The sequence below is a fragment of the Kribbella sp. NPDC000426 genome (genome assembly GCF_040300265.1).
Lineage (GTDB): Bacteria > Actinomycetota > Actinomycetes > Propionibacteriales > Kribbellaceae > Kribbella.
Genome location: NZ_JBEPDK010000002.1, coordinates 702,776 through 727,306, shown reverse-complemented (window position 1 = coordinate 727,306; position 24,531 = coordinate 702,776). Strand labels below are relative to the sequence as shown.

Sequence of the window (24,531 nt, the reverse complement as noted above, 5' to 3'; positions counted from 1 at the left end):
ACCTCCCAGGGTCGCCGCCTATTGTGAAACACCAGCCCTCACCGCGCCGGGATGCCACCCCCGATCGCCGCGACCAACTCGGTGAGCCGCTCGAACACGCGGTCCGACCCGAGGCCGTCGTGCTCGTACTCGTTCGTCACCCATGCCTGCAGGTTGCCGACCCGCCCGGCGGTGTCGAGCTGCAGCCCGGAGTCGACGTACATGTCATCGAAGTACACGGCCGCGGCGACCGGTACGTCGTTCGCCGCGAGCCGGTCGAGGTCGTACAACTCGGGCCACGACGGCCGTTGCGCCATCAGCTCGACCGCGCCCTGGAACGGCCGCAGCCCACGGATCTCGGCGAACATCCAGGGATACATCATCTCGCCGGTGAACAGCAGCGGCCGGGCGTCCTCGGCGAACTCCGGACGCCGTGCCCGCTCCGCCTCGGCAGCCCACCCCGTCGCGCCCTCGCCGGATCCGTAGATGCTCTCCTGCAGCGCGGCGAACAGCGGGTTGCCCGCGTAGGAGGAGGACCCCATGGCTTGGCTGAGGAACGTGTCCGAGAGTTCGTCGCCGTCGAGTGCCTCGTCGATCAGCCAGTGGATCCGCTCGTACCCGGGCTTCATCCCGAAGTCGATCCCGAGCGACTGGAACCGCCGTACCGTCAGCCGGTCGCCGTCCGGCAGCCGTACGTCCTCCGCCGCCAGCCGGTCCGCGATCGCGGCGACCTGCTCCACGTTGTGCGGGTAGCGCTTGTAGAACTCGCGGTTCTTCGCCTCGACGCGGGGATAGGTACGCCGGTACACCTCGGCCGCCGACGGATCGATCGAGGCCAGCCCGCCGGTGACGTAGCAGGCGGTCAGACCCTCAGGCGCCTTGGACAGATACGTGAGCGTGAGGAAGCCGCCGTAGCTCTGGCCCAGCGTCGACCACGGCTCGCCGCCGAAGACCGTCTGCCGCAGGTGCTCGGCGTCCGCGATGATCGAGTCCGCCCGGAAGCACGCCAGGTAGTCGGCGCCCTCCTCGGCCGACATCGCCGCGATCCGCCGGCCCGTGACCGGCGTACTGCGGCCAGTCCCCCGCTGATCCATCAGGACGACCCGGTACTTCTTCAGCGCCTGCCCGACCCACCCGGCCGGACCGGTCGGCCGCGGACCCTTCCCACCCGGACCGCCCTGCAGGAACAGCAGGCACGGCAGGTCCTCGTCCTTGCGGACCGGGTCGACGAGTTCCCGCGCGAACACGGTGATCCGCTCGGCTGGGTCCGACCAGTCCAGCGGCACCTCCACCGTGTGCTCGCGGACATGCATCCCAGGAATCGTGTACTCAACCATTGCGCCTCCTCCGTCTGGCGTCCCACTCCGGGTTGATCCGCGGTACGGCGGCCAGCAGGGTCTTCGTGTAATCGTCCTGCGGATCGCCGAACACCTGGTCCCGCGACCCCACCTCCACGATTCTGCCTTTGTTCATCACCGCCACGCGCTGGGAGATCTGCCGCACCACGGCCAGATCGTGCGCGATGAAGATGTAGCTGAACCCGCTCTCCCGCTGCAGCCGCATCAACAGCTCCAGCACCTGCGCCTGGATCGACACGTCGAGCGCCGACACCGCCTCGTCGCAGATCACCAGCTTCGGGTTCACCGCGAGCGCACGGGCGATCCCGATCCGCTGCGCCTGCCCGCCGGAGAACTGCGCCGGGTACCGCCGGTAGTGGTCCGGGTTCAGCCCGACGCGTTCCATCAACTCCTGCGTGAACGCCCGTCGCCCGCCCGCCGGGGCGATGCCCTGGTAGGTGAGCGGCGCGGTGATGATCCGTTCGACGGTGTACCGCGGGTTCAGCGACGAGAACGGGTCCTGGAACACCACCTGCACGTTGTTCCGGAACGTCGCCAGCTCCTTGCCCCTGGCCCGGGTCACGTCCTGCCCGTCGAACACCACCGATCCGTCGGTCGGCTCGAGCAACCGGGCCGCGATCCGCGCCGTCGTCGACTTCCCGCTGCCGGACTCGCCCACGATCGCCAGCGTCTCGCCCAGCTCGACCTCGAAGCTCACGTCGTCCACGGCCGTGAACGTCGACTTCTTCGCCATCGCACCTTCGCCGCGGGTGACGAACTGCTTCGTCACGCCGCGCACCTGCAGCAACGTCATGCCGGCACCTCGTCGTCGATCCTCGGTACGGCGTCCAGCAGCATCCGCGTGTACTCGTGCCGCGGGTCCGAGAACACCTGCTCCGCCGTCCCGTACTCGACCGGATCACCCTCGCGCATCACCAGAACGCGTTGCGCGATCGAGCTGATCACCGCGAGGTCGTGGGTGATGAAGATCATCCCGGTCCCGGTGGTCGACTGCAGCTCGGCCAGCAACTCCAGGATCTGCGCCTGCACGGTGACGTCGAGCGCGGTCGTCGGCTCGTCCGCGATCAGCAACGACGGCGAGCAGCACAACGCCATCGCGATCATGACCCGTTGCCGTTGGCCACCGGAGAACTGGTGCGGATAGTGATCGACCCGCCGCGCCGGATCCGGGATCCCGACCCGCTCGAGCGCCTCGATCGCCACCTGCTTCGCCGCTCGGCGTGACCCGCCGCGATGGGTCTGGTACATCTCCGAGATCTGCAGACCCACGGTGTAGTAGGGATTCAGCGACGACAGCGGATCCTGGAACACCATCGAGATCGCATTGCCACGCACGGTTCTGAGGTCCCGCTCCGACTTGCCGAGCAACTCGGAGCCGTCCAGCCGGACGCTCCCGGACGTCTGCGCACCGCGCGGCAGCAGCCCGAGGACGGCGAGGGCCGTCATCGACTTGCCCGAGCCGGACTCACCGACGATCCCCAGCGTGTCGTCCCGGCCGACGGTGAACGACAGGTTCTTCACTACGTCCACCGGGCCGCGACTTGTCGGCAAGGTGACAGTCAGATTGTCGACAATGAAGAGATCGCTCATGACGACACCACCCGCACCCGCGGATCGAGCGCCGTGTACAGCAGGTCCACCACAACGTTGCCAATGACAACGAAGAAGGCGGCCAGCAGGGTCACGGCCATGATCACCGGCTGGTCGTTCTTGGCGATCGAGTCGGCGGCCATCTTGCCGATCCCGTTCAGCCCGAACACGGTCTCGGTGATCAGCGCGCCGCCGAGCAGCCCGGCGAAGTCCATCCCGAAGATCGTGGTGATCGGCGTCAACGCCGGCCGCAGTGCGTGCCGCCGCATGATCAGCGCACCGCTCAGCCCCTTGGCGCGCGCAGTACGGAAGTAGTTCTCCGACAACGTGTCGATGACGTTGCTGCGGGTCAACCGTGCGTACAGGCAGGCGTAGCCGACCGCCAGCACCACCCAAGGCATCAAGTAGGACTCGAACCACAGCACCGGGTTGTCAGCGAACGGCACCGCCGACGGGAACGGCAGCACCTGCAGTTTCACCACGAGCACGTACTGCAGCAGGAGCGCGAGCACGTAGTTCGGCACGCTGACACCGCCGAGCGCGAGCGCCATGGACGTACGGTCCCACCAGGTGCCTTGCTTCACGGCGCTGACGAGACCGCCGATCACACCGGCGAGCAGCCACAGTACGGCGGCGCCGACGGCGACGGTGATGCTGACCGGCAGCCGCGCGGTGATCATGCTCCACACCGACTCGTTGGTCTGGAAGCTGTAGCCGAGACACGGCGCCGGGCAGTGCACCGAGCCGTACTGGCGGCCGGCGAAGATGCCGCGCAGGAACTCCCAGAACTGGGTCAGGATCGGCTGGTTCAGCCCGAGCACGTCGCGGATCGAGTTGATCCGGTCCGGCGTACACGTCTTGCCGCAGATCATCACCGCGGGATCCGGCGACAGCTTGAAGAAGATCAGGTACGTGAACAGGCAGACGGCCAGCAGGATCAGTACGACGCTGCCGAGCCGGCCCAGGACATAGCGCGTCATGCCGCCTCACCTTGGTCGATCAGGGTACGGATCTTGTCGCCGAGCACGGTCAGCGAGAGCACCGTCAGGAACAGGAACGCACCCGGGATCGCGAAGAACATCGGGTCGACGGAGTACCAGCTGACCGAGCTCGCGATCATCTGGCCCCACGACGCGGTCGGCGGCGAGACACCGACGCCGAGGAACGACAGGCCGGCCTCGGTGCCGATGAAGCCGGGGATCGCCAGCGTCGTCATCACCACGATCGAGCCACGCAGGTTCGGCAGGATCTCCCGGAAGACCACCTGGTTGTCCTTGGCCCCGGACGCCCGCGCCGCCTCGACGAACTCACGGTTGGCCAGCGTCATCGTCTGCCCGCGGATCACCCGGGCCAGGTACGGCCAGCCGAACACGCTGATCACCACGACCAGCAGCACCGGCCGGTTGCCCGACGGCAGCGACGACAGGATCGCGATCATGAAGATCAGCGCCGGGAACGCCATCAGGAAGTCCATCAGCCGCGAGATCACCTGGTCGACCCAGCCGCGGTAGAACCCGGCCAGCATGCCGAGCACGACGCCGAGGATCCCGGTCAGCAGGGTCGCCGCCAACGAGATCGTGATCGACACGCGGGCGCCGTACACGATCCGGGCGAACAGGTCGCGGCCGTTCTGCGGTTCGACGCCGAACCAGTGCGAGCCGCTGATCCCGCCGAGCGAGCCGTGCGGCAGGCCGCCGAGGTCGGAGTTGATCGCGGCCGAGTCGAACTGGTACGGCCCCCACCCGCTGAGCTTGGTGATCAGCGGAGCGGCGACCGCCATCAGCACCACGATCGCCAGGAACACCAGGCACGCCAGCGCGCCCTTGTCCCGGGTGATCGTGGTCAGGACCCGCTGGCCCGAGGTGGGCGGCGCCGGTGGCGCCGCCTCCTCGAGTTCGGCAAGGGTCGGGGCGGTCGTCACTTCCCGGCGTCCTTCAGACCCACCGAGACCAGGTCGATCCCGCCGGAGAAGCCGTCGTGCAGGTAGGCGCCGCCGATGTTGCTACCGACAAGCATCAGCACCTTCTCGTACAGCAGCGGCACGACCGGCGCGAGCGCCATGATCTGCTTGTCCAGCTCGCCGTACGCCGTGTTCGCCGCGTTCACGTCGGTCATCTTGGCGATCTCGTCGATCTTCGCGTTGACGCCCGGGTCGTTCAGCTGCGACAGGTTCGTGTTGCCCTTCGGGGTGATGTTGCGGCCGTCGAACAGCGGCGGCAGGAAGGTCTGGCCGGACGGCCAGTCCGGGCACCAGCCGGTGATCGCCGCGTCGTGCTGCTGCGACGTCGTACCGATCACCTCGTAGTACGTCGCGGTGTCGATCGTGTTGATCTTCACGGCCACCTTCAGCGGCTCGAGCGCCTGCTGGATCGCGACCGCCATCGCCTGCATCTTCGGTTGCGCGCGGGTGTCGAGCGTCATCGTGAACCCGTTCGCCAGACCCGCTTCGGTCAGCAGTTTGCGGGCGCCGTCGATGTCGCCCTTGTTGTCCGGGCTCGGGTATGGGTCGTAGTCCACCCGGCCGGTGATCGTCGGCGGCTGGATGGTGTTCCCGATCTCGGCGAGCGCCGATCCGCCGTCCGCGTCGCGCACGGTCTGCTTGTTGATCGCGAGGTTGATCGCCTGCCGGACCTTGACGTTGTCCAGCGGCTTCTTCGTGGTGTTGAGCCCCATGTACGTCGTACAACCGTTGATGCCGGTCATCGTGCGCTGCTTGAGCTGCGGCGTCTGCATCCGGGCCACGGTCGCGGCCTGCACGGTACCGGCGATCGCGTCGGCGTCCGTGCCCTGGCCGGCGAGCATCCGCTCGTCGATCGTGGCGGGGTCGAGGCCGAACGTCCACTGGAACGCGTCGGGGTTCGCCGTCCGGACGTCGTCGGTCTTCTTGTCCCACTTGTCGTTGCGGACGAGCTTGAGCGAGGCGCCCGGCTTGTAGTCGGCCAGCTTGTACGGACCGGACGAGATCGGCTTGCCGTCCAGCTGGTTGCCCGCGCCCTGACCCTTCGGGACCGGGGTGAACGTGTTCTGCGCGACCACACTGCCGAAGTCCGCGAACGGCTTCTTCAGGTGGAACACGATCGTCTTCGCGTCCGGCGTCGCGATCGTTGCCAGGTCACCCGATTTGTACGGACCCTGGTACGACGCGGGCGCCGCGATCAGCTGCTTCGCGTACGGCGAGCCGATGCCGATCTCCGGATCCCACGCGCGCTCGACACCCCACTTCACGTCCGCGCTGGTGATCGGCGCACCCGTCTCGAAGAACAAGCCGTCCTTCAGCGTGAAGGTCCAGGTCTTGCCGCCGTCGCTCGGCTTGCCGGTGTCGGTGGCGAGGTCCGGGACGATCTTGGTGCCCTCGGCACCCGGCGCCGCACCCTGGGTGGTGAGCGTCCGGTAGATCAACCGGTAGAAGTTGTTGACGCCGCCGTCGAAGCCGCGGGCCGGGTCGAGGTGCGAGAAGGCCGCGTTCGCGAGCACCTGCAAGGTGCCGCCCTGTTCCGCCTTGGCGCCCGGACCGGAGGCCGCTTGGCCGCTGGATCCGGACGTGCCGCCACCGCACGCGCTGAGGGTAAGCGCAGCGGTGGCTACCAGCCCCACGAGCATTGAAGTTCTCTTCATTAGCCTTCTCTTTCAGTTCGCAGCCACACACGCATGGCCAAGGCCTGACGGTTTCCCCACCGGAAGTACGGGACGAATGTCGCCGGCACCTCGTGGACGGCGGATGGTTCGGTTTCTTCGGTGATGACGGGATAGAGCTCGGCCGGCGGCTCGGGTGCGACCCCGGCCGTCAGCTCGAGGACGAGATGGTCCTCGTGTTTCCGTGCGATCGCCGTACGGACGGCGCGCGGCGTCAGCAGCAGGTCGTCGACCGGAGCGTCGACGTCTTGTTGCTCGATGCAATAGACGAGCGGACCGCGAGCAACTGCGATCGCGCTGCGGGTCGCGTCCAGATATGGGTGCGAGCCGTGCGCTCTGGGTGCCATCGGCAACGTCAGTCGTACGACGTCACCGGGAGCGAAGGCCTGGCGGACCGTGACCCATCCGTCGTCGGCGTCAGCCGGCGCCTCGTCCTCGGCCCCGGGACGGGCGAGCGCCGCCTCGGTCGCCCAGGCGGGGATCCGGAGCGCGATCGTGCGTTCCTCGGCCGGCGCGTTGTCGACCGTGAGCGTGATCTCGCCGTCCCACGGGTAGTTGGTGGAGACGCTGAACGCCAGGTCGCCGGCAGTGATGCGGGCGTCGGCGTACGTCCCGACGTACAGAATGTTGTCGCGGGCAACTGCTACGTGGTCCTGGAGCTCGGACATCCAGCGGACGATGTTCGGCGGGCAGCACGGGCAACCGAACCACGCGCGCCGCAGCAGTTCGCCGCCGTCCTCGGCACCGGATCGTTGCTCGTGATCCGGTCGTCGCTGCAGCGGGTTGTCGTAGAAGAACGCCGTACCGTCCGCCGAAAGCCCAACGGCATAAGCGTTGTAGAGGACAGTCTCGTAGACGTCGAGGTACGACGCTTTGCCGGTAGCAACGAACATCCGCCAGGCCCACTGCATCGTCGCGATCGCGGCGCACGTCTCGGCGTACGCACGCTCGGACGGCAGTTCGTACCGGTCGCCGATCGCCTCGTCGGAGTGCCGGCTGCCGAGCCCGCCGGTGAGGTAGAGCTTGGTCGCGACCATGTCGTCCCAGAGCCGCTCGAGCGCGGCCAGCAGGGTCTGATCGCCGGTCTCGAGGTAGACGTCCGTGGCGCCGGCGGCCAGATAGGCCATCCGGACGGCGTGGCCGATGACCGACGGCAGCTCGCGGAACGGGACGTGATCCTGGAAGTACTCGCCCGGGAAGATCGTGTGCTTGAGCTTCCCCTGCCCGCGGCGGTCGACGAACAGCCGCGCCTGGGTCAGGTAGTCCGCGTTGCCTGTTTCTCGATAAAGCTCGACGAGCGCCATCTCGACCTCGGGGTGACCGTCGATCGCCTCCTCGCCGTGCTCGCCGTACCGGTCGACGACGAGGTCGGCGAACTTGCGGGCAATGGTCAGCAGGCGGTCGTCGTCGAGCCGGCGGTTGGCGGCGACGGCGGCCTGGATGAGGTGGCCGAGGTTGTAGAGCTCGTGCCCCCAACCGAGATCCGACCAGGGCTGCTTGGGCTGGTCCGGGTCCTGGAAGTACGAGTTCAGGTAGCCGTCCTCGGCCTGCGCCTCTTCCAGCAGTACGACGACCTCGTCGAAGAACTCGCGCGCTCCGGCCGGCGCGTCGTCGCGGCCGACCTCGTACGCGAGCCCTTCGAGGGTCTTGTACAGATCCGTGTCCAGGAACGGGTACCGCCCGCGGTACGGCCCGACCGACGGATCGGCGAGCCGGCGGAGGTTCTCCAGGTTCCCGGCCTTCCGCAACTCCCCGATGACATGGGGAATCGTCGCCTCCCGGTTCCGCCGCTGCCAACTCCCCAGCAGCCCACCGGTCAGCTCTACCCTCACCTCAGTACCGTGTGACATTGCACTGACCTTAAGTGCAATGTCACACCTTGCCAAGAGATAACGCCAGACGTTTACACGCCGGAAACCATCACCCTCGACAGCCTCCGGCGTGCCACCGTGGTCAGAGGCGCGGGTCGATTGGTTCTGACTCGAGGGCGAGGACGGCGAAGGCGCATTCGTGGATGCGCCAGAGGGGTTCGCCGCGGGCGGCTCGGGCGAGGGATTCCAGGCCGAGGGCGTACTCGCGGAGGGCGAGAGAACGCTTGTGGCCGAGGTTGCGGTCGCGGAGGCGGGTGAAGTTGGCGGGGTCGGTGTAGTCGGGGCCGTAGATGAGGCGCAGGTACTCCTGGCCGCGGACCTTCAGGCCGGGTTGTGCGAGGCCCTTCCCGGTGCGGGTCAGGTTCGCGGCCGGCTTGACGACCATGCCCTCTCCCCCGGCCCCGGTCAGCTCTTCCCACCAAGCGATTCCGGCGTCCCAGTTGCCCGCGTCAACGAACAGCCGGCGCGTCTGCGTGATCAGCTCCGGGCCCTTGGCAACCATCCGGTCGGCGACTTCCAGGTGCCATGCGTGCGGCCGGTCCTGGTACGTCGCGCCCTCGGACGCCAGCACCTGGAACGGAGCCAGCCGTACGCCGTCGAGCCCGTCCGTCGGCCAGCAGTACCTTCGATAGGCTTCGGTGAACTTCGCGGCATTCGTCGTACGGCGCTCCAACGACGCCAGCAACTCACCCACGTCCAGCCCGGCATCGACGGCGGACCGTAGCGCGGCGGTTGCCGCGGGCAACGACGTACGAGCGGCCGCGCCGACAGCGGCGTACTGGTTGCGCAGCAGGTCCTCGGCCTTGGCGCTCCACGGGAGCAGCTCGGAATCGAGCAGGAGCCAGGACGTGTCGAGTTCCTCGAAGAGGCCGGCATCGGACGCGACCCGGCGCAGCCGAAGCAGGAGCTCGTCGGTCAGGTCCGCGTCGAAGAACGACCGCCCGGTGCGGGTGTGGATCGCACCGCGGCCGGCAAGTCCGAAGCGCTTCTCCGCAACGTCGTCGTCCCGCGTCAGCAGCACGACGGCGCGCGAGCCCATGTGCTTCTCCTCGCACACCAGCTCCGTGACACCTTGCGCGCGGTACATCTCGAACGCTTGCCGCGGGTGCTCCAGCAGACCCGGCTCGGGCGACGTCGCGACCGGGCTCATCGTCGGCGGCAGGTACAGCAGGAATCGCGGATCGATCGCGAACCGGCTCATCACCTCGAGCGCGGCGCCGGCTTGCTCGGCGCGGACGCTCAGTCGGCCGTGGGTCGCGGTCTCGATCACTCGGCGCCCGGTCACGTCGGTCAGCTCGAGTACGTCGGGTTCGCGCGAGGGCGCCGTTGCCACGTGCAACGGTTTGGCCGGCGCGTAGTACTCCTCGGCGGCCTTCACCGACACCAGCTCGCGCTCGGGATAGCGCAGCGCGGTCAGCGAGCCGCCGAAGACACAGCCCGTGTCGAGGCAGATCGTGTTGTTGATCCACTCGGGCTCGGGCGTCGGCGTGTGGCCGTAGACGACCATCGCGCGGCCGCGGTAGTCGTTCGCCCACGGGTAGCGCACGGGCAGTCCGAACTCGTCGGTCTCCCCCGTCGTCTCGCCGTACAGGCAGAAGGAGCGGACCCGGCCGGACGCGCGACCGTGCATCCGCTCGACCAGGCCGGCGTGCGAGACGACCAGCTTGCCGCCGTCGAACACGTAGTGCGAGATCAGCCCGTCGATGAACGTCTCGACCTCGTCGCGGAACTCCTGCGGCTCGAGCGCGTGCTGCTCGAGCGTGGTCTCGAGGCCGTGGCTGATCTTCACGTTCTTGCCGCGGAGCGCGCGCAGCAACTTGTCCTCATGGTTGCCCGGCACACAGTAAGCGTTGCCGTTGGCAACCATGCCGATGACGAGCCGCAGGACTCCGGGGGTGTCGGGGCCGCGGTCGACGAGGTCGCCGACGAATACCGCGCGGCGGTCCGGATGTACGGCGTCGACCGGTCGGCCGGCGGCGTCGCGGGTGAGCGTGTAGCCGAGGTCGGTGAGCAGCTGCTCGAGCTCGGGACGGCAGCCGTGGACGTCGCCGATGATGTCGAACGGGCCGGTCACGTCCTTGAGGTCGTTGAAGAGCCGGGTGCGTTCGATGCTGACGGCATCGATCTCGTCGACGCTGCTCAGTACGTGCACGGTCCGGAAGCCTTCGCGCTTCAGGCTCCGCAGGCCGCGTTTCAGCTGCGAGCGCTGGCGGACGATCACCTTGGCGCCGAACTGCCGATCCGCACGCTGCTCGGTGCGCTCGATACACACCCGCTCCGGCGGATCGAGCACGATCGCGACCGGGAGTACGTCGTACTCGCGGGCGAGGTTCACCAGCTCCTTGCGCGCCTCGGTCTGCACGTTGGTCGCGTCGACCACCGTCAGCCGCCCGGCCGCAAGCCGCTTGCCGGCAATGAAGTGCAACACCTCGAAGGCGTCCTTCGTCGCCGCCTGATCATTCTCGTCGTCCGAAACCAACCCCCGGCAGAAGTCACTCGAAATCACCTCGGTCGACCGAAAGTGCTTACCTGCAAACGTGCTCTTACCAGAGCCGCTGGCTCCCACCAGCACCACCAGGGAGAGCGCTGGTACGTCGATCTTCATCACGCGTTCTCCCGTCGGAACAGTGCTAGCTGGGTGGGTGGGCCTACCTCGGGGTCGGCTGCGCCTACCGGGCGGAACTCGACTGTGTAGCCGTAGCGGGCGGCTACGTCTTGGGACCAGGCCTCGAACTCCCCGCGGGTCCATTCGAAGCGGTGGTCGGGGTGGCGGTAGGTGCCGGCGGCAAGGGACGGGAAGCGGACGTTGTACTCGCTGTTCGGGGTTGTCATGACGACGGCCGCCGGGTGGGCGGCGCGGAAGACGGAGTGGACCAGCGCGGGCAGCCGGGGTGGGTCGACGTGTTCGACGACCTCCATCAGTACGACGGCATCGAGCCCGGTGAGGCGCTCGTCGGAGTACGTGACCGAGGACTGCAGGAATCGCAACCGGTCGCGTTGCCGGTCGGGCAGGTCGTCGTAGTGGAGGCGTCGCTTAGCCGCGATCAACGCTCGCGCCGACACGTCCGTCGCGATCAGCTCGCCGATCATCGGATCCTTCAGCAGCTCGCCGACGAGCGCGCCCTCACCGCAGCCGATGTCCGCGATCCGCCGGGCACCGAGCTCCCGCAGTACGCCGGCCACCGCGCCGCGACGCTCGACCGCGAGCGACACCGAGCCCTCGTCGGACGACTCGTCGGCCAGCTCGACCCCGTCGACCTCGGCGAGCCGCTCGAGTGCCGCATCCGCCAGATAGCGCCGGTGGGCGAGATAGCGGCGCGAGATCAGCATCTTCTCCGGATGCGCACCGAGCCATCCCCCGCCCGCGCGCACCAGCTTGTCGACCTCGTCGGAGCCGACCCAGTAGTGCTTGGCGTCGTCCAGCACCGGCAGCATCACATACAAGTGATTGAGCGCATCGGCCAAGCGCAGTACGCCGGTCAGCCGCAGGTCGACGTACCGCGAATCGCCCCAGGCCGGGATCTCCGGGTCGAGCGGCACCGGGCGCGCGTCGACCGACCAGCCGAGCGGCGCGAACAAACGCTCGGCCAGGTCGGAGCCGCCTCGGCACGGAAGCGCCGGGACGTGGATCTCGAGCGGGATCGCGCGGGCGGCCAGTTCGGGACGCGCGTCGCAGCGGCCGTTCATCGCGGTCCGGAACAGCTTCGCCAGCGCCACCGCCAGCAGGCTCGACGCGGCGTACGGGCGGTCGTTCACGTACTGCCCGAGCGTGAAGCCTTCCGCGGCCCGACCGCGGCCGGACCGGACCAGCCCGATCGGGTCGATCTCCAGCAGGACCGCCGCCGTACACCGCTCGTCGGTCGCCTCGGGGTAGAAGACATGGGCCGATCCGCCGGTGACCTCGATCAACTGCGGGCGGGCCGGGTTCTTGTGCAACAGGAACCCGAAATCACTCGCAGGAGCGTCTACTCCGGTCAGGTCGGTACCAAGCGTCAGGAACACCGCGCCATTCGATCATGGGTCGAGGACTGAGACACGCGGATTAGGGGCTGGCGCGTTCGCCCCTTTGGATCTAGCTTGTGTTGAGAAGATGAGTCGCTACAGACCGTCCTTCCCCGCTGACAGTCGGTAATGTCCCCGGTTTGTGGCGAGAGCCCAAGCACGTGAGTACGGGGAAAGGATCATGGCACCAATCTGTCGCCACATGGGGTGTCGCCGGTGAAACCCCAGACGTTCGAACTCGTCCGCTACGCCGACATCAGTGGGGTTTCCGGTACCGGCGTCGTCGCCGAAGGCTGTGTCTTCACCGACGGCTCGGTCGCCCTCCGCTGGCACGGGGCGAACCCCTCCACGGCCGTCTGGCCGGACCTGGATTCCATCCTCGCCGTTCACGGCCACGCCGGCGCGACCGTGGTGCGCTGGCTGGACGTGTCCGAGATGGAGCCGGTACCGGGCACCGACCTGCTGCCCGGCGAGCTGACGCACATCCTCGCCACCGGCCGGCGAACCCACCACCACCCGCGGACCGCCGCGTCCGCCTGAACCGAAGCTTCGACTGGCCGCCCGGCCTACGGGGTGAGGCCGGTCAGCGCAAAGAACTCCTGCCGCGAACTGGGGTTGTCGCGGAGGATGCCCTGCAGTGACGACGTGACCGTCTTCGAGCCGGTCGCGCGGACACCGCGCAACGACATGCACTGGTGCTCGGCCTCGATCACCACGCCGACGCCCTTCGGGGCGAGGTGATCCTGCAGCCAGTCGGCGACCTGTTTCGTCAGCCGCTCCTGCACCTGGAAGTCGCGCGCGAACAGTTCCACGACGCGCGCCAGCTTCGACAGGCCGAGGATCCGGTCGCCGGGCAGGTACCCGACGTGGGCGACGCCCTGGAACGGCAGCAGGTGGTGCTCGCACAACGACTGCACCGGGATGTCCTTGGCCAGGACGAGTTCGTCGTACCCCTCGTCGTTCGGGAACGTGGTCAGCTCGAACTCCCGCGGGGTGAGCATCTCCGCGTATGCGTTCGCGACCCGGCGCGGGGTGTCCGCCAGGTGCGCGCTCTGCGGGTCCCGCCCGAGCGCGGTCAGCAGATCCGCGACCGCGCGCTGGGCGGCCGGAAGATCGATCTCCGCCCGTCGCGCGACGATGTGGAGGGGGACGGACTCGAGGTCGGCCGAGATCGCCATCTGCACACTCCCTGAAGTGTCAACGAACTGCCACTATAACTGTTACATCAACCTAAGTTGTCGATAGAATCATCCCGTGGACACGTCGTGGGACACCGAGGTTCAGGCGGTCGCCGCACTGGAGGAGCCGACCCGCCGCCGGCTCTACGAGTACGTCGTCGGCTCGCCCCAGCCGGTCAGCCGGGACGAGGCCGCGACCGACCTCGGCATCCCCCGGACGACGGTCGCGTTCCATCTGGACCGGCTCACCGAGGAGGGCCTGCTCGACACCTGCTTCGAGCGCCGCAGCGGCCGCACCGGCCCCGGCGCCGGCCGGCCAGCGAAGCTGTACCTGCGCTCCAACCGCGAGATCGAGATCACCCTCCCCGAGCGTCAGTACGCCGTGGCCGGCCGGCTTCTCGCCGCCGCCGTCGAGGACGCCGAGGAGAGCGGCGGCTCGCCCCGCGAGGCGGTCAATCGCAGGGCCCGGGAGTACGGCGAATCGATCGGTCGCGACGCCGGTGACCAGCCGGTGATCGAGATCCTGGCGTCGCACGGCTTCGAACCGCGCGCGGACAAGGACGGCATCGCGCTGGTCAACTGCCCGTTCCGGCGCATCGCCCAGGAGCAGCCCAAGCTGGTCTGCGGCATGAACCTGCACCTCCTGGCCGGCATCGTCGACGCACTCGACCTTCCGTACGAGGCCCGCCTCGCGCCGTCGCCCGGTCACTGCTGCGTCCGCCTGGTGCCCGCCGGTCTAAGCTCGCCAGGTGGCGAAGAGTAGGCAGGGTCAGGGCACACCGGCGACAGTGGCGCTGACGAAGGCGAAGGTCGAGTTCACGACGCACGCGTACGAGCACGACCCGGCGGCGAAGTCGTACGGACTGGAGGCCGCCGAAGCGCTCGGCCTGGACCCGGAGCAGGTGTTCAAGACGCTGCTCGTCGAGGTCGACGGGAAGCTCGCGGTCGGCGTCGTACCGGTCGGGAAGCAGCTTGATCTGAAGGCGATCGCGGCCGCGGCCGGCGGGAAGAAGGCGGTGATGGCCGACCCGGCCGCCGCCGAACGCACCACCGGGTACGTCGTCGGCGGCATCAGCCCGATCGGCCAGAAGCGCGCCCTGCCCACGGTCGTCGACAGCACCGCCACCGACCACCCGACGGTCTACGTGTCGGGCGGCCGGCGCGGTTTCGACATCGGCCTGTCCCCTGCCGACCTGATCGCCGTGACCAGGGCGCGTACGGCGGCTATCGCCAGATAGACGCGAGCTGGTGGATCGTCAACTGCTCCACGACGGCCCGCCCCTCAGCTACCAGCTCGAGCTCGGCCGGGCGGACGTTGTAGCTCTGGTAGACCGCACCGTCGTTCCCGAACACGTCCAGCTGATCGCGGTCGACCAGCAGGTGGAGCTTGATCTTCCCGTTGACCGGTTGGAGTTCGGCGCCGTCGAGCTTTTGGTCTTGGTACGTCACGTCGCGGCCGACCTTCAGGGTGAAGCGCGCGGCCTGGCTGACGTCGATCGTTGCCTCCAGCTCATATGTGCTGCCGGCCGGGATTTGCTGTCCGCCGTCCTCGACCGTCAGGTTCTCCCAGGACTGCGTCCCTTCGTGGAGCGACGCGAGCTCCGGGATCGGCGTACTGAACACGCGGATGCCGTCGTCGGTGTGATGCAGGACGAGGTCCACCGGGAACGATGCGTTGCCGGTCCAGATCGAGCCCTTGTTCTCGCCCTGCCACGCCATTGAGACGATCCGCCCGTCCGGCACGTTCTCGAAGGTCAGGCCCGCGTAGTACCCGGCGCCGGCGAACGTCTCGGTCTGGTTGAGCTTCTGCGGCTCGGTCCAGTCCGAGTGGTACGTCGTACCGTCCCATTCGCCGAGGACGTACTGGCCGCTGCCGCCGTGCAGGAGCCACCGGTGGTCGTCGTCGATCGGCATCCGGATCAGGTTCGGGCACTCGAACAGCCACTCGGCCGGGTAGCGCGACGCGAACGTCCAGTCGAGCAGGTTGGTCGAGGTGTAGAAGTCGACGCCGTTGCCGCCCTCGTCCGACCACACGACCATGCCCCAGGTCTCCGAGGCCGGGTCCCGGAACACCTTCGGGTCGCGGCTGGTGCCGCCGGGTGTGACGACCTTCTTGCCGTCGGCGTACGTCAGGAACGTGTTGCCGCCGTCGAGGCTGTAGAAGACGGTGACGCCGTTGGTGCCGGAGTACACGACGATCGGGTCGTCGTCGCCGGCCTTCAGGCCGCTGACGTTCTCGAGGTCGACGACCCCGCCGCCGGACCACAGGTCACCGGGGTGGACCTGTGGGTCGAGGGCGATCGGCTGTTGGGTCCAGTGCACGAGGTCGGGGCTGGTCGCGTGACCCCAGTGCATCGTGTCCCAGACCAGGCTGTTCGGCGCGTGCTGGTAGTAGAGGTGATACACGCCGCGGTAGTACAGCGGCGCGTTCACGTCGTTCATCCAGCCGGCACGGGTGCTGAAGTGGAACTGCCCACGGTTGGCTTCCTGGTAGTTCGTCGCTGGATAGGGGTAGGTCATGGGTCCACTCCTACCCCATCAGTGATCGGCCTATGAGCTGCGCCGGGCGATTGCTGCGTCCCGGAGCTTCTGCAGGGTCTGCTCGGTCGTCTCCCAGCCCATGCAGGCGTCGGTGATCGACTGCCCGTAGGTCAGCTCCCGGGTCGGGTCGAGGTCCTGGCGACCCTCCTGCAGGAACGACTCGAGCATCACGCCGACGATCGCCTTGTTGCCATCCGCAACCTGCGCGCCGATCTCCTCGGCCACCACCGGCTGGCGACGGTGGTCCTTGCGGCTGTTGCCGTGGCTCGCGTCGATCACGACCCGCTCCGGCAGTCCTGCCTTGCGGAGGAGTTCGACGGCGCCGGCGACGGAGTCCGCGTCGTAGTTCGGGCCGCTGTCGGAGCCACGCAGTACGAGGTGGCAGTCCGGGTTGCCGCGGGTGTGCAGGATCGCAGGTGCGCCGTCGTGGTCGATACCGGTGAAGACGTGCGGTACGGCGGCGGCCTTGATCGCGTCGACGGCCGTGGCGATGGATCCGTCGGGGCGGTTCTTCATCCCGATCGGCATCGACAGGCCGGACGACAGCTGCCGGTGGACTTGGCTCTCGACGGTGCGCGCGCCGATCGCGCCCCAGCCGACGGTGTCGGCGATGTACTGCGGGGTGATCGGGTCGAGGAACTCGCAGCCGGCGGGCAGGCCCAGCTCGGTGACCTGGACCAGCAGCTGACGAGCGATCCGCAGACCGCGGTTCACGTCGCCGGAGCCGTCGAGGCCCGGGTCGTTGATCAGGCCCTTCCAGCCGAGGGTGGAGCGCGGCTTCTCGAAGTACACGCGCATCGCGATCAGCAGCCCGTCGGAGAGGCGCTCGGCGACCGGTCGCAGTCGTTCGGCGTACTCGAGGGCCGCCTTCGCGTCGTGGACCGAACACGGGCCGACGACCACGAGCAGCCGGTCGTCGACGCCGTCGAGTACGTCGGCCACCGCCTGCCGCCCGTCGGCCACGCGGCCGGCGAGTTCGTCGTTGAGCGGGAACTCGTCGTGCAGCGCCTGCGGGGTGATCAGCGGGACTGTCTTCTCGATCCGCCGATCGACGACGCGCGCCTGCTCGGTCGCCTGCTCGGTCGGTCTGGGGAGGGTGTTCATCGTGGGGACCTTTCCGCCGGTCCGCTCGCGTTGCAGCGCAGGCAGCCGGCTGGTGGGACGAGAAAAGCCAAGGACGGATGTCCTTGGCTTCGGGCCGGCTGCGGTGTCTGCGGTTGGGCGTCAGCGATCGGCTGAGCTGCCCGGCACCAGAGCCGGCCACTCAAAAAATCGCCAATAGCTGCGCTTCACGTCCCCGACAATAGCACCCGTGAACATCCGTACCGCCAGTCGAGACGAACTCCCCACCCTCCAGGCACTGGAGACAGCCGCCGGCGTGCTGTTCCGCAACATCGGCATGACGGACGTCGCGGACCATCCGCCGCCCGCGCTGGAAGCCTTCGAGGAGTCCCGCCGGGGCGGTCGGCTCTGGGTGTCGGTCGACGACGCGGACCGGCCGACGGGGTTCGTGATGGTCGAGCTCGTCGACGGTGCGGTGCACATCGAGCAGCTCAGCGTGCATCCGGAGCGCCAGGGTCGCGGGATCGGACGCGAACTGATCGCGTACGTCGACCAATGGGCCGCCGGACAAGGGATTCTGGCGTTGACGCTCAGCACGTTCCGCAGCGTGCCGTGGAACGGGCCGTACTACGCGCGGCTGGGATTCTCGGAGCTGAGTGGTGATGCGTTGACGCCCGGGCTGGTGCGGATCCGGGCCGCGGAGACGGCGTTCGGGTTGGACCCTGCGGAGCGGGTGTTCATGCGGCGGGAGGTTGCTGGTCAGTAACCGGATGCGGTGTGGGCTCGTTGATGGCTGCAAGACCGGCTAGACGACGGGGAGTGCTGCAGGTGGTGAGGCCGCGGACCTTTGAGTTGGTTCGGTATCGGGATCCGAGTGGGGTTTCGGGGACCGGAGTAGTAGCTGAGGGATGTGAGTTCAGCGACGGGTCGGTGGCACTGCGATGGCGCGGTGACAACCCGGCCACAGCCGTCTGGCCCGACCTGCAGTCGGTGCTCGCAGTACATGGGCACCAAGGCGCGACCGAGGTCCGCTGGGTCGAGGGCCAGAGCCCTTCAGCGCCGCGCGCCGGCCTCGACAACCTGTTCGACGAACTGCACCAGGTCCGAGCGCCCTCGTCGCTCACCGATCCGCTTCCGCCGCCGCCCGGCCACACCCGTGGATGGGCAGGGGCCAGGCATCTGAGGTAGAACGTGGCCGTGACACAGATCTACCTGGTCCGGCACGGTGAACCGGACTACGAGCCGATCGACTCCCGGGGATTGCCGGGGATCGCGGCCGACTGCGCCCCGCTCAGTGCCGTCGGGATGAAGCAGGCCGAGGAGCTTGCGGACCTGCTCGGCGGCATCCGCGCGACGTACCTGGTCAGCTCGCCGCTCACGCGCGCCCTGCACAGCGCCGCGATCATCGGCCACCGGCTCGCGCTCGGCGTCCGGGTCGACTACGACCTGCGCGACTGGCTGCCGGACCAGACCGGCCAGTGGCGCAGCCTCGCCGACCTGCACGCCGCACAGGCCGAGTTCGAGGCGTACGACGGTGAATGGCCCGAAGGCGTCCAGCGACCGTGGGAGCCGCTGTCCCACGTCCGCGAGCGCGCCCGCGCCGTCCTGGCCCGGCACACCGCGAGCACCGACGGGCCGGTCCTCGCGATCACCCACGCGACGGTGATCCGCGCGCTGACCGGTGCGAAGGACACGGCCCACGGAGCCCACGAGTACTACCGGTACGATCCGGCGAATGACGGCTGAGCCGGGACTCGCACGCATCCTCGGCGTCGTCGCTCTCGGTGGTGTCATCGGCTCCCTGGCCCGCTACGGACTGGCCGAATCAGTGCCGCACGGTGCGAGCGGATTCCCCTGGGCAACGTTCGTCACCAACGTGCTGGGATGCTTCGCGATCGGGGTCCTGCTCGCGCGTCTGACGCCGCGACACCATCCGCTGCTGCGGCCCTTCCTCGGCACCGGCATTCTCGGCGGCTTCACGACGTTCTCGACGTTCGCGGTCGACACGGAGAAGTTGTTGCACGTGCAGATGGTTGTTGCATTCGTCTACTTCTTCGGCACGATCGCCGCGGCGTTGGCGGCGGCAACGATCGGCGAGCACACCGGCCGGCGGACGCGATGAACATCCTACTGGTCGCGCTCGGCGCCGCGGTCGGTGCGCCGCTCAGGTTCCTGGTGGACAAGCACATGGTGGCCCGGTTGTTGCTCGGCGCCCGGATCGAGACCCCGTTGCCGTGGGGAACCTTCGCCGTCAACATTCTCGGCAGCTTTCTGCTCGGCTTGTTGACCGGAGTCGGCAATCACACGATCGCTTTGCTTGTCGGCGTCGGGTTCTGCGGCGCGTTCACGACGTACAGCACGTTCGCGGCCGAGACGACCGCGTTGGCCGGTTCCGGACATCGTGGCAAAGCGTTGCTCAACGTGGTGCTGAACCTGGGTACCGGACTGGTCGCGGCCGTTGCCGGAGCGTGGCTGAGTAAGTGACTCATGTCACACGAGGTGATGACGTGAACACCTGCACCGCTCGATGTGCGCCTGAAACAGGCCGATCACGGCCCGCAACGGCACGTGGCGATAACGAATGGCCCGAACTTCGAGACAACAAGGGTTGAACTACGTAAGAGATGAGCATAGTTTTCACCGAGCGCCCGTCCGCGCTCACGGTGAGTCAAGGAGGTTGCCATGTCGAGAGGGATGCCTCGCCTGCCCCGCCCGCTCATGGATCTGTGGGACTGGCAGTCACAAGCCGCATGCCGGGACGTCAACCCGGAGCTCTTCTTCTCACCCGAATCGGAGCGTGGCGTTCGCAAACGCGCCCGCGAGATGGTGGCCAAGTCGCTGTGCGGGACCTGCCCGGTCCAGCCCGAGTGCCGGCAGCACGCACTCTCCGTCGGAGAGCCGTACGGCGTCTGGGGCGGCACCACGGAGTCCGAGCGCGACAACGACCTCCCCGAGCACCGGAAATCGGCCTAGGAGCTACCTGCTGAATCTCAGGCAGTTCCCTCGTCGTTGTCGGACGGGGAATCGTCATCCGAGGTCTTGTTCTTCGGGTCCTCGGGTTCCGGCGGCTTGACCGTCGTGCGCGGGTCCCGGTAGCGGTCCAGCGACTTCAGGAAGTCCGGATCGTCATCGGGCGCCAGTGGGCGGCTGACCGGCTGAGACGGCCGTACGACGGCCTCGCGGCCGCCACCGCCCTGCGTGCGCGACATGAGCAGCCAGACGATCGGCCCGACGAACGGGACGAACACGATCAGGACGATCCACACCAGCTTGGGCAGGTGCGGAACGTCCTCGTCGGGTGTCTGGATGCAGGAGAACAGCGCATACACGCTGAGCACCAGGCTGATCAGGAACGGCAGGAATCGAACCACGCTCCAACAGTACGGCGCGGACCCGATCAGCGGGCGGACGAGGTGAGTCCGCGTGCCCGCAGGACCGTGTTCTCCAGCGGACGGAAGACGAGCAGTTCGATGCCGACGCCGACCACGAAGATCAGCACGATGCCGGCGAACACCATCGAGATGTCCGACAGCGACATGCCGTTGTGCAGGTACTGGCCGAGGCCCTCGCCGAGTTCCGGCGAGGTCGCGATCAGCTCGGCGGCCATCAGCGAGCGCCACGAGAACGCCCAGCCCTGCTTGAGTCCGCCGAGGAACCCGGGCAACGCCGCGGGCAGCAGGATGTACCGGATGCCGCCGAGCCGGCCGGCGCCGAGGGCCTTGCCGACGCGCGGCAGGATCGGCGGCACCTGGTCGAGACCGGAGACGAGCCCGTTGGCGATCGACGGTACGGCGCCGAGCAGGACGACCCAGTAGATCGCGCGATCGTTCAGCCCGAACCACAGGATCGCGGCCGGCACCCACGCGACCGACGGCAGGCTCTGCAGGCCCGAGACGAGCGGCCCGATCCCCCGGCGTACGACCGTGAGGTTCGCGATCGCGAGCCCGAGCGGTACGGCGATCAGCAGCGAGATCGCGAAGCCGATCACCGCGCGATGCACCGACACCCAGAACAGCTCGACGATGTCTCCGCTGGTCACCAACTGCCAGATCTGACTCCAGACGGCCGCCGGCGCCGGCAGTTTGAACTCGGGCCAGAACGCGGCGGCCCACAGCGCCTGCCAGATCGCGACCAGGACGACGATCGCTCCGATCGGCGGCAGCACGCGCGCCACGATCCGCCGTACCCGGGAACCCTCCGTCGTGTTGACCGGGGTGTCCAGCGCGTCCAGCCCGGCCTCGACGGATCCCTCTTGAACATCAAGCGGCATGACTGCTGATCACCTTGCGAAGTGCGGCGTTGATCTCGTCTGTGACAGCTGCAGCATCCGGCGCGCCCTCAGCGTCCCACTGCTGTACGACGCGGCCCGGCCGCGACGAGAGCAGTACGACGCGTTGGCCGAGTCGCACCGCCTCCCGGACATCGTGGGTGACGAACAGGATCGCCGTACCGGTGGCTCGCCAGATCCTCAACAGCTCGCCCTGCAGGACGTCGCGAGTGATCGCGTCGAGCGCCGAGAACGGCTCGTCCATCAACAGCAACGACGGCTTCCCGTCGGTGCTGTCGCTCGTGGACGCGAGCGCCCGAGCAAGCGCGACGCGTTGCCGCATGCCGCCGGACAGCTCGTGCGGCCGCTTGTCGCCCAGGCCGGCCAATCGCACCAGCTCGAGCAGCTCGGCCGCCTTCGCGCGCCGCTGCGCCTTCGGTACGCCGGCCATCCGCAACGGCAGCTCGACGTTCCCGGCGGCCGTCAGCCACGGCATCAGCGCCGCCTCCTGGAAGACCACCGCCGGGCGGGACGAGTTCAGCTCGATCCGTCCCGCCGTCGGCTGGTCCAGACCGGCGACCAGATTGAGCAGAGTGGTCTTGCCGCAGCCGGAGGCGCCGAGCAGGCAGACGAACTCGCCCGGCTCGACCTCGAGATCGACGCCGTCCAACGCGACCACCGACTTCCGGCCGGTCCCGAACGTCTTGCCGACTTGATGAAAGCGCACCGGGCTCAGCACGTCCGGCAAGGTCTCGATGGTCGCGGTCATGGCCTGTTCCTCCTGTTACTTCGGGTACTACTTCGCGTCCAGGCCGGCGGCGTCCACCGTCGGCTTTCCTGCCTTGCCGAGTACCTCGTTCAGCGGGCCGAGGTCCGCGAAGCCGGCCACCACCGGTGCCTGCTTCGCGATCCCGGCGGTGACCTGGTCCTTGGCCAGCTGCGGGAACGTGCTCGCGATCGGGTCCGCGGTGATCTGGATGTTCTTGAAGGCCCGGTCGATCACGGCCGGCTTGAGCGCCTTACCGGTCGCTGCCTTCAGCTGGTCGTTCACGACCGCCTTCGCGTCGGCCGGGTTCGTGGTGCTGTAGTCGATCGCGGCGAGGAGCCCGGACAGCAGCGCCTTCACGGTCTCGGGGTGCTCCTGCAGGAACTGGGTCCGGACGATCAGCACGGTCGTCGGGAACTTCCCGTCCGGCCACAGCGACGCCTCGTCGAGCAGCACCTTCGCGCCCGCATCGAGAACCAGCCGCGACGACCACGGCTCCGGCAGCCAGGCGGCGTCCACGTCACCCTTCTTGAACGCGTCGAGCGTCTGCGCGTTCTCCAGGTTGGTGACCTTGACCTTGCCGGTCAGCCCCTTCTGGGCGAGCCACTTCTTCAGCGACACGTCCTGCGTGTTGCCGAGCTGCGGAGTGACCACGGTCTTGCCGATCAGGTCCTCCGGCTTGGTGATCGTCGGCTTGACCACGAGCTGCGCCCCGCCGGACGTCGCGCCGGCGATCAGACGGACCGCCTCGCCGTTGGACTTCGCGTACGCGTTGATGGCGGGACCGGAGCCGATGAAGCCCGCGTCGAGTGAGCCGCCGAGCAGTGCGCCGACCTCCTCGGGTCCGGCGTTGAACTTGGTCGGCACCAGCTTCGTGCTGCCGAGGTCCTTGGCGAACAGGCCCTTGCCGAGACCGACGAGCGCGGCGGCATGGGTGACGTTCGGGAAGTAGCCGAGCCGCAGCTCGGTGGCCGGACCCTTGTCGCTCGACGCGACGGCCGTGTCGTCGCTGCCACCGGCGCGCGAGCAACCGGCAGCGGCGAGGGTCAGGGCCACGGTCGCGGCGAGCAGGCGGAACGGACGGATGGCGGAGATGCTCACGAGAAAGACCTTTGTCTTGAAGGAAGGCGAGGCTTCAGGAGGCGGGTTCGAGCTCGCGCTCGACCGCGGTGTCCCGGGTGACGGCGTCGGTGTCCGCCCGGCGGCCGGTGATGCGGACTCCGTAGAGGACCAGGCCGGCCCACGCGGCGACGAGCGCGGCGTAGACGGCGTACCGCGGGCCGGTGGTGACGTCGAGACCGTTCAGCAGCGTGCGGGCGTTGGTCAGGATCAGCACCAGGCCGACCGCGACGCCGAGCCAGCGGGTCGCCAGCCGGGACACCAGCCAGGCCGCGATCGGGGCCGCGATGACGCCGCCGATCAGCAGCGCGGCGACGATGCCGTACGGCAGGTTGTCGCGACCGAGCCCGAACAGGAAGCCGATGCTCGCGGCGACCGAGACCAGGAACTCGGCCGCGTTCACCGACCCGACCGCGCGCCGCGGCGCCAGCTTGCCGCTGGACAGCAGCGCGGAGTTCGCGACCGGTCCCCAGCCGCCACCGCCGGTGGCGTCGATGAAGCCGGCCACCAGACCGAGCGGACCGAGGAACTTCCCGGCCGGACGGCCCTCGATCACGGCGCGGACCTTCCCGGTGCCGAACCGGACCAGGATGTAGACGCCGAGCAGGAGCAGCAGACCGGCGACCCACAACGACGCGGACTCGGTCGACAGGCTGGACAGGAACGTCGCGCCGAGGAAAGCACCGACCGCGCCCGGCGCACCGATCAGCGCGACCACGCGCCAGTCGACGTTGCCGAAACGCCAGTGCGACAGGCCCGAGGCGAGCGTGGTGCCGACCTCGGACAGGTGCACGGAGGCGGAGGCGACGGCCGGGGAGATCCCGGTGATCAGCAGGGCCGTACTGGCGGTGACGCCGTACGCCATGCCGAGCGTGCCGTCGACGAGTTGGGCGATCGAGCCCAGCAAGGCGATCAGGATGAGACGACGCACGGAACTACTCCCACGGGTCGGTGGCGGGCTGACGGGCGGAGTGGTACGCCGAAGGTCAACAACCCGAGGAGTTCACGCGCAGCAGATCGACGTGCCGGCGCCGCGTGAGCGCGGAGCCGGGAGCGTTCGAGGTGATCTGCACTCCTCCATGAAAGCGCACAAAGTCGAGCAAGATGCTCAGGTTTCAGCATCTGGGACGGTGAACACCAACCGAGACAAGCGAACAGTTGACGA

General features: G+C 68.4%; 27 protein-coding genes. 9 read left to right on the top strand and 18 right to left on the bottom strand.

What is annotated here, in order from left to right:
• Positions 1–38 precede the first annotated feature (38 nt).
• The 9 genes from ABT313_RS11260 to ABT313_RS11220 form a co-directional block, all read right to left on the bottom strand.
• Positions 39–1,316 (bottom strand): alpha/beta fold hydrolase, encoded by a 1,278-nt coding sequence (locus ABT313_RS11260; protein WP_350851123.1) that lies wholly within the window; start codon positions 1,314–1,316, stop codon positions 39–41.
• Entirely contained in the window at positions 1,309–2,130 is an 822-nt protein-coding gene (locus ABT313_RS11255; RefSeq protein WP_350851121.1) for an ABC transporter ATP-binding protein, read from the bottom strand. Before ABT313_RS11255 ends, ABT313_RS11260 begins: the two co-directional genes overlap by 8 nt.
• Positions 2,127–2,927: an ABC transporter ATP-binding protein gene (locus ABT313_RS11250; protein ID WP_350851119.1), complete on the bottom strand. Its 801-nt coding sequence runs from the start codon at positions 2,925–2,927 to the stop codon at positions 2,127–2,129. The genes ABT313_RS11255 and ABT313_RS11250 overlap by 4 nt, the downstream gene beginning before the upstream one ends.
• Entirely contained in the window at positions 2,924–3,907 is a 984-nt protein-coding gene (locus tag ABT313_RS11245; RefSeq protein WP_350851117.1) for an ABC transporter permease, read from the bottom strand. The genes ABT313_RS11250 and ABT313_RS11245 overlap by 4 nt, the downstream gene beginning before the upstream one ends.
• Positions 3,904–4,848, bottom strand: a complete 945-nt coding sequence (locus ABT313_RS11240) for an ABC transporter permease (protein WP_350851115.1) — start codon at positions 4,846–4,848, stop codon at positions 3,904–3,906. Before ABT313_RS11240 ends, ABT313_RS11245 begins: the two co-directional genes overlap by 4 nt.
• The gene (locus ABT313_RS11235; RefSeq protein ID WP_350851113.1) at positions 4,845–6,542 is read right to left on the bottom strand and encodes an ABC transporter substrate-binding protein; all 1,698 of its coding nucleotides are present in this window, start codon (positions 6,540–6,542) and stop codon (positions 4,845–4,847) included. The genes ABT313_RS11240 and ABT313_RS11235 overlap by 4 nt, the downstream gene beginning before the upstream one ends.
• Positions 6,542–8,392 carry a glycoside hydrolase family 127 protein gene (locus ABT313_RS11230; RefSeq protein ID WP_350851111.1) on the bottom strand — a complete coding sequence of 617 codons (1,851 nt, stop codon included), beginning with the start codon at positions 8,390–8,392 and terminating at the stop codon, positions 6,542–6,544. The genes ABT313_RS11235 and ABT313_RS11230 overlap by 1 nt, the downstream gene beginning before the upstream one ends.
• Positions 8,393–8,513: 121 nt before the next feature.
• Positions 8,514–11,036 carry a polynucleotide kinase-phosphatase gene (locus ABT313_RS11225; protein WP_350851110.1) on the bottom strand — a complete coding sequence of 841 codons (2,523 nt, stop codon included), beginning with the start codon at positions 11,034–11,036 and terminating at the stop codon, positions 8,514–8,516.
• Positions 11,036–12,433 carry a 3' terminal RNA ribose 2'-O-methyltransferase Hen1 gene (locus ABT313_RS11220; RefSeq protein WP_350851109.1) on the bottom strand — a complete coding sequence of 466 codons (1,398 nt, stop codon included), beginning with the start codon at positions 12,431–12,433 and terminating at the stop codon, positions 11,036–11,038. The genes ABT313_RS11225 and ABT313_RS11220 overlap by 1 nt, the downstream gene beginning before the upstream one ends.
• A 216-nt stretch (positions 12,434–12,649) precedes the next feature.
• Between ABT313_RS11220 and ABT313_RS11215 the strand changes: the two genes are divergently transcribed.
• The gene (locus ABT313_RS11215; protein WP_350851107.1) at positions 12,650–12,973 is read left to right on the top strand and encodes a hypothetical protein; all 324 of its coding nucleotides are present in this window, start codon (positions 12,650–12,652) and stop codon (positions 12,971–12,973) included.
• Positions 12,974–12,999: 26 nt separating this feature from the next.
• Here the strand turns inward: ABT313_RS11215 and folE are convergent, their stop codons facing one another.
• The gene (gene folE, locus ABT313_RS11210; protein ID WP_350851105.1) at positions 13,000–13,611 is read right to left on the bottom strand and encodes a GTP cyclohydrolase I FolE; all 612 of its coding nucleotides are present in this window, start codon (positions 13,609–13,611) and stop codon (positions 13,000–13,002) included.
• Between the two features lie 76 nt (positions 13,612–13,687).
• On the opposite strand from folE, the gene ABT313_RS11205 reads away from it, so the two are divergent.
• Both ABT313_RS11205 and ybaK read left to right on the top strand, forming a co-directional pair.
• Positions 13,688–14,374, top strand: a complete 687-nt coding sequence (locus ABT313_RS11205; RefSeq protein ID WP_350851103.1) for a helix-turn-helix transcriptional regulator — start codon at positions 13,688–13,690, stop codon at positions 14,372–14,374.
• Complete coding sequence (gene ybaK, locus ABT313_RS11200) at positions 14,361–14,849, top strand: Cys-tRNA(Pro) deacylase (protein ID WP_350851101.1); 489 nt, start codon at positions 14,361–14,363, stop codon at positions 14,847–14,849. Before ABT313_RS11205 ends, ybaK begins: the two co-directional genes overlap by 14 nt.
• On the opposite strand, the gene ABT313_RS11195 is transcribed toward ybaK, so the two are convergent.
• The gene (locus ABT313_RS11195; protein ID WP_350851099.1) at positions 14,836–16,131 is read right to left on the bottom strand and encodes a glycoside hydrolase family 32 protein; all 1,296 of its coding nucleotides are present in this window, start codon (positions 16,129–16,131) and stop codon (positions 14,836–14,838) included. The two genes, ybaK and ABT313_RS11195, sit on opposite strands and share 14 nt — an antisense overlap.
• A 30-nt stretch (positions 16,132–16,161) precedes the next feature.
• The gene (locus tag ABT313_RS11190) at positions 16,162–17,256 is read right to left on the bottom strand and encodes a 3-deoxy-7-phosphoheptulonate synthase (protein WP_350851097.1); all 1,095 of its coding nucleotides are present in this window, start codon (positions 17,254–17,256) and stop codon (positions 16,162–16,164) included.
• A gap of 208 nt (positions 17,257–17,464) precedes the next feature.
• On the opposite strand from ABT313_RS11190, the gene ABT313_RS11185 reads away from it, so the two are divergent.
• From ABT313_RS11185 to ABT313_RS11160, 6 genes are all read left to right on the top strand, one after another.
• Positions 17,465–17,980, top strand: a complete 516-nt coding sequence (locus ABT313_RS11185; RefSeq protein ID WP_350851095.1) for a GNAT family N-acetyltransferase — start codon at positions 17,465–17,467, stop codon at positions 17,978–17,980.
• A gap of 23 nt (positions 17,981–18,003) precedes the next feature.
• Positions 18,004–18,402 carry a hypothetical protein gene (locus ABT313_RS44705; protein ID WP_502883958.1) on the top strand — a complete coding sequence of 133 codons (399 nt, stop codon included), beginning with the start codon at positions 18,004–18,006 and terminating at the stop codon, positions 18,400–18,402.
• A 9-nt stretch (positions 18,403–18,411) separates the two neighbouring features.
• Complete coding sequence (locus ABT313_RS11175; RefSeq protein ID WP_350851091.1) at positions 18,412–18,960, top strand: histidine phosphatase family protein; 549 nt, start codon at positions 18,412–18,414, stop codon at positions 18,958–18,960.
• Positions 18,950–19,336, top strand: coding sequence for a fluoride efflux transporter FluC (locus ABT313_RS11170; protein ID WP_350851089.1), 387 nt, complete (start codon positions 18,950–18,952; stop codon positions 19,334–19,336). Before ABT313_RS11175 ends, ABT313_RS11170 begins: the two co-directional genes overlap by 11 nt.
• The gene (gene crcB / locus ABT313_RS11165) at positions 19,333–19,698 is read left to right on the top strand and encodes a fluoride efflux transporter CrcB (protein ID WP_350851087.1); all 366 of its coding nucleotides are present in this window, start codon (positions 19,333–19,335) and stop codon (positions 19,696–19,698) included. The genes ABT313_RS11170 and crcB overlap by 4 nt, the downstream gene beginning before the upstream one ends.
• Before the next feature lie 198 nt (positions 19,699–19,896).
• Positions 19,897–20,187 carry a WhiB family transcriptional regulator gene (locus tag ABT313_RS11160; RefSeq protein WP_350851085.1) on the top strand — a complete coding sequence of 97 codons (291 nt, stop codon included), beginning with the start codon at positions 19,897–19,899 and terminating at the stop codon, positions 20,185–20,187.
• Positions 20,188–20,204: 17 nt separating this feature from the next.
• Here the strand turns inward: ABT313_RS11160 and ABT313_RS11155 are convergent, their stop codons facing one another.
• The 6 genes from ABT313_RS11155 to ABT313_RS11130 are packed head-to-tail and all read right to left on the bottom strand — an operon-like array spanning position 20,205 to position 24,439.
• Positions 20,205–20,585 carry a PLD nuclease N-terminal domain-containing protein gene (locus tag ABT313_RS11155; protein ID WP_350851083.1) on the bottom strand — a complete coding sequence of 127 codons (381 nt, stop codon included), beginning with the start codon at positions 20,583–20,585 and terminating at the stop codon, positions 20,205–20,207.
• Between the two features lie 26 nt (positions 20,586–20,611).
• The gene (locus ABT313_RS11150) at positions 20,612–21,484 is read right to left on the bottom strand and encodes an ABC transporter permease (RefSeq protein WP_350851081.1); all 873 of its coding nucleotides are present in this window, start codon (positions 21,482–21,484) and stop codon (positions 20,612–20,614) included.
• The gene (locus ABT313_RS11145) at positions 21,474–22,250 is read right to left on the bottom strand and encodes an ABC transporter ATP-binding protein (protein ID WP_350851079.1); all 777 of its coding nucleotides are present in this window, start codon (positions 22,248–22,250) and stop codon (positions 21,474–21,476) included. The genes ABT313_RS11150 and ABT313_RS11145 overlap by 11 nt, the downstream gene beginning before the upstream one ends.
• 27 nt (positions 22,251–22,277) lie before the next feature.
• Positions 22,278–23,348, bottom strand: coding sequence for an ABC transporter substrate-binding protein (locus tag ABT313_RS11140; protein ID WP_350851077.1), 1,071 nt, complete (start codon positions 23,346–23,348; stop codon positions 22,278–22,280).
• A gap of 34 nt (positions 23,349–23,382) precedes the next feature.
• The gene (locus tag ABT313_RS11135) at positions 23,383–24,297 is read right to left on the bottom strand and encodes a sulfite exporter TauE/SafE family protein (RefSeq protein ID WP_350851075.1); all 915 of its coding nucleotides are present in this window, start codon (positions 24,295–24,297) and stop codon (positions 23,383–23,385) included.
• A gap of 55 nt (positions 24,298–24,352) precedes the next feature.
• On the bottom strand, positions 24,353–24,439 hold the full coding sequence (locus tag ABT313_RS11130; RefSeq protein WP_350852121.1) for a putative leader peptide: 87 nt from the start codon (positions 24,437–24,439) through the stop codon (positions 24,353–24,355).
• Positions 24,440–24,531: the final 92 nt, after the last annotated feature.

What these genes read in the sequence shown, in the direction of transcription:
- ABT313_RS11260 (WP_350851123.1), bottom strand. Translation starts at nt 1,316, where the DNA reads ATGGTTGAGTACACGATTCCTGGGATGCATGTCCGCGAGCACACGGTG.
- ABT313_RS11255 (WP_350851121.1), bottom strand. Translation starts at nt 2,130, where the DNA reads ATGACGTTGCTGCAGGTGCGCGGCGTGACGAAGCAGTTCGTCACCCGC.
- ABT313_RS11250 (WP_350851119.1), bottom strand. Translation starts at nt 2,927, where the DNA reads ATGAGCGATCTCTTCATTGTCGACAATCTGACTGTCACCTTGCCGACA.
- ABT313_RS11245 (WP_350851117.1), bottom strand. Translation starts at nt 3,907, where the DNA reads ATGACGCGCTATGTCCTGGGCCGGCTCGGCAGCGTCGTACTGATCCTG.
- ABT313_RS11235 (WP_350851113.1), bottom strand. Translation starts at nt 6,542, where the DNA reads ATGAAGAGAACTTCAATGCTCGTGGGGCTGGTAGCCACCGCTGCGCTT.
- ABT313_RS11225 (WP_350851110.1), bottom strand. Translation starts at nt 11,036, where the DNA reads ATGAAGATCGACGTACCAGCGCTCTCCCTGGTGGTGCTGGTGGGAGCC.
- folE (WP_350851105.1), bottom strand. Translation starts at nt 13,611, where the DNA reads ATGGCGATCTCGGCCGACCTCGAGTCCGTCCCCCTCCACATCGTCGCG.
- ABT313_RS11195 (WP_350851099.1), bottom strand. Translation starts at nt 16,131, where the DNA reads ATGACCTACCCCTATCCAGCGACGAACTACCAGGAAGCCAACCGTGGG.
- ABT313_RS11190 (WP_350851097.1), bottom strand. Translation starts at nt 17,256, where the DNA reads ATGAACACCCTCCCCAGACCGACCGAGCAGGCGACCGAGCAGGCGCGC.
- ABT313_RS44705 (WP_502883958.1), top strand. Translation starts at nt 18,004, where the DNA reads ATGGCTGCAAGACCGGCTAGACGACGGGGAGTGCTGCAGGTGGTGAGG.
- ABT313_RS11170 (WP_350851089.1), top strand. Translation starts at nt 18,950, where the DNA reads ATGACGGCTGAGCCGGGACTCGCACGCATCCTCGGCGTCGTCGCTCTC.
- crcB (WP_350851087.1), top strand. Translation starts at nt 19,333, where the DNA reads ATGAACATCCTACTGGTCGCGCTCGGCGCCGCGGTCGGTGCGCCGCTC.
- ABT313_RS11160 (WP_350851085.1), top strand. Translation starts at nt 19,897, where the DNA reads ATGTCGAGAGGGATGCCTCGCCTGCCCCGCCCGCTCATGGATCTGTGG.
- ABT313_RS11150 (WP_350851081.1), bottom strand. Translation starts at nt 21,484, where the DNA reads ATGCCGCTTGATGTTCAAGAGGGATCCGTCGAGGCCGGGCTGGACGCG.
- ABT313_RS11145 (WP_350851079.1), bottom strand. Translation starts at nt 22,250, where the DNA reads ATGACCGCGACCATCGAGACCTTGCCGGACGTGCTGAGCCCGGTGCGC.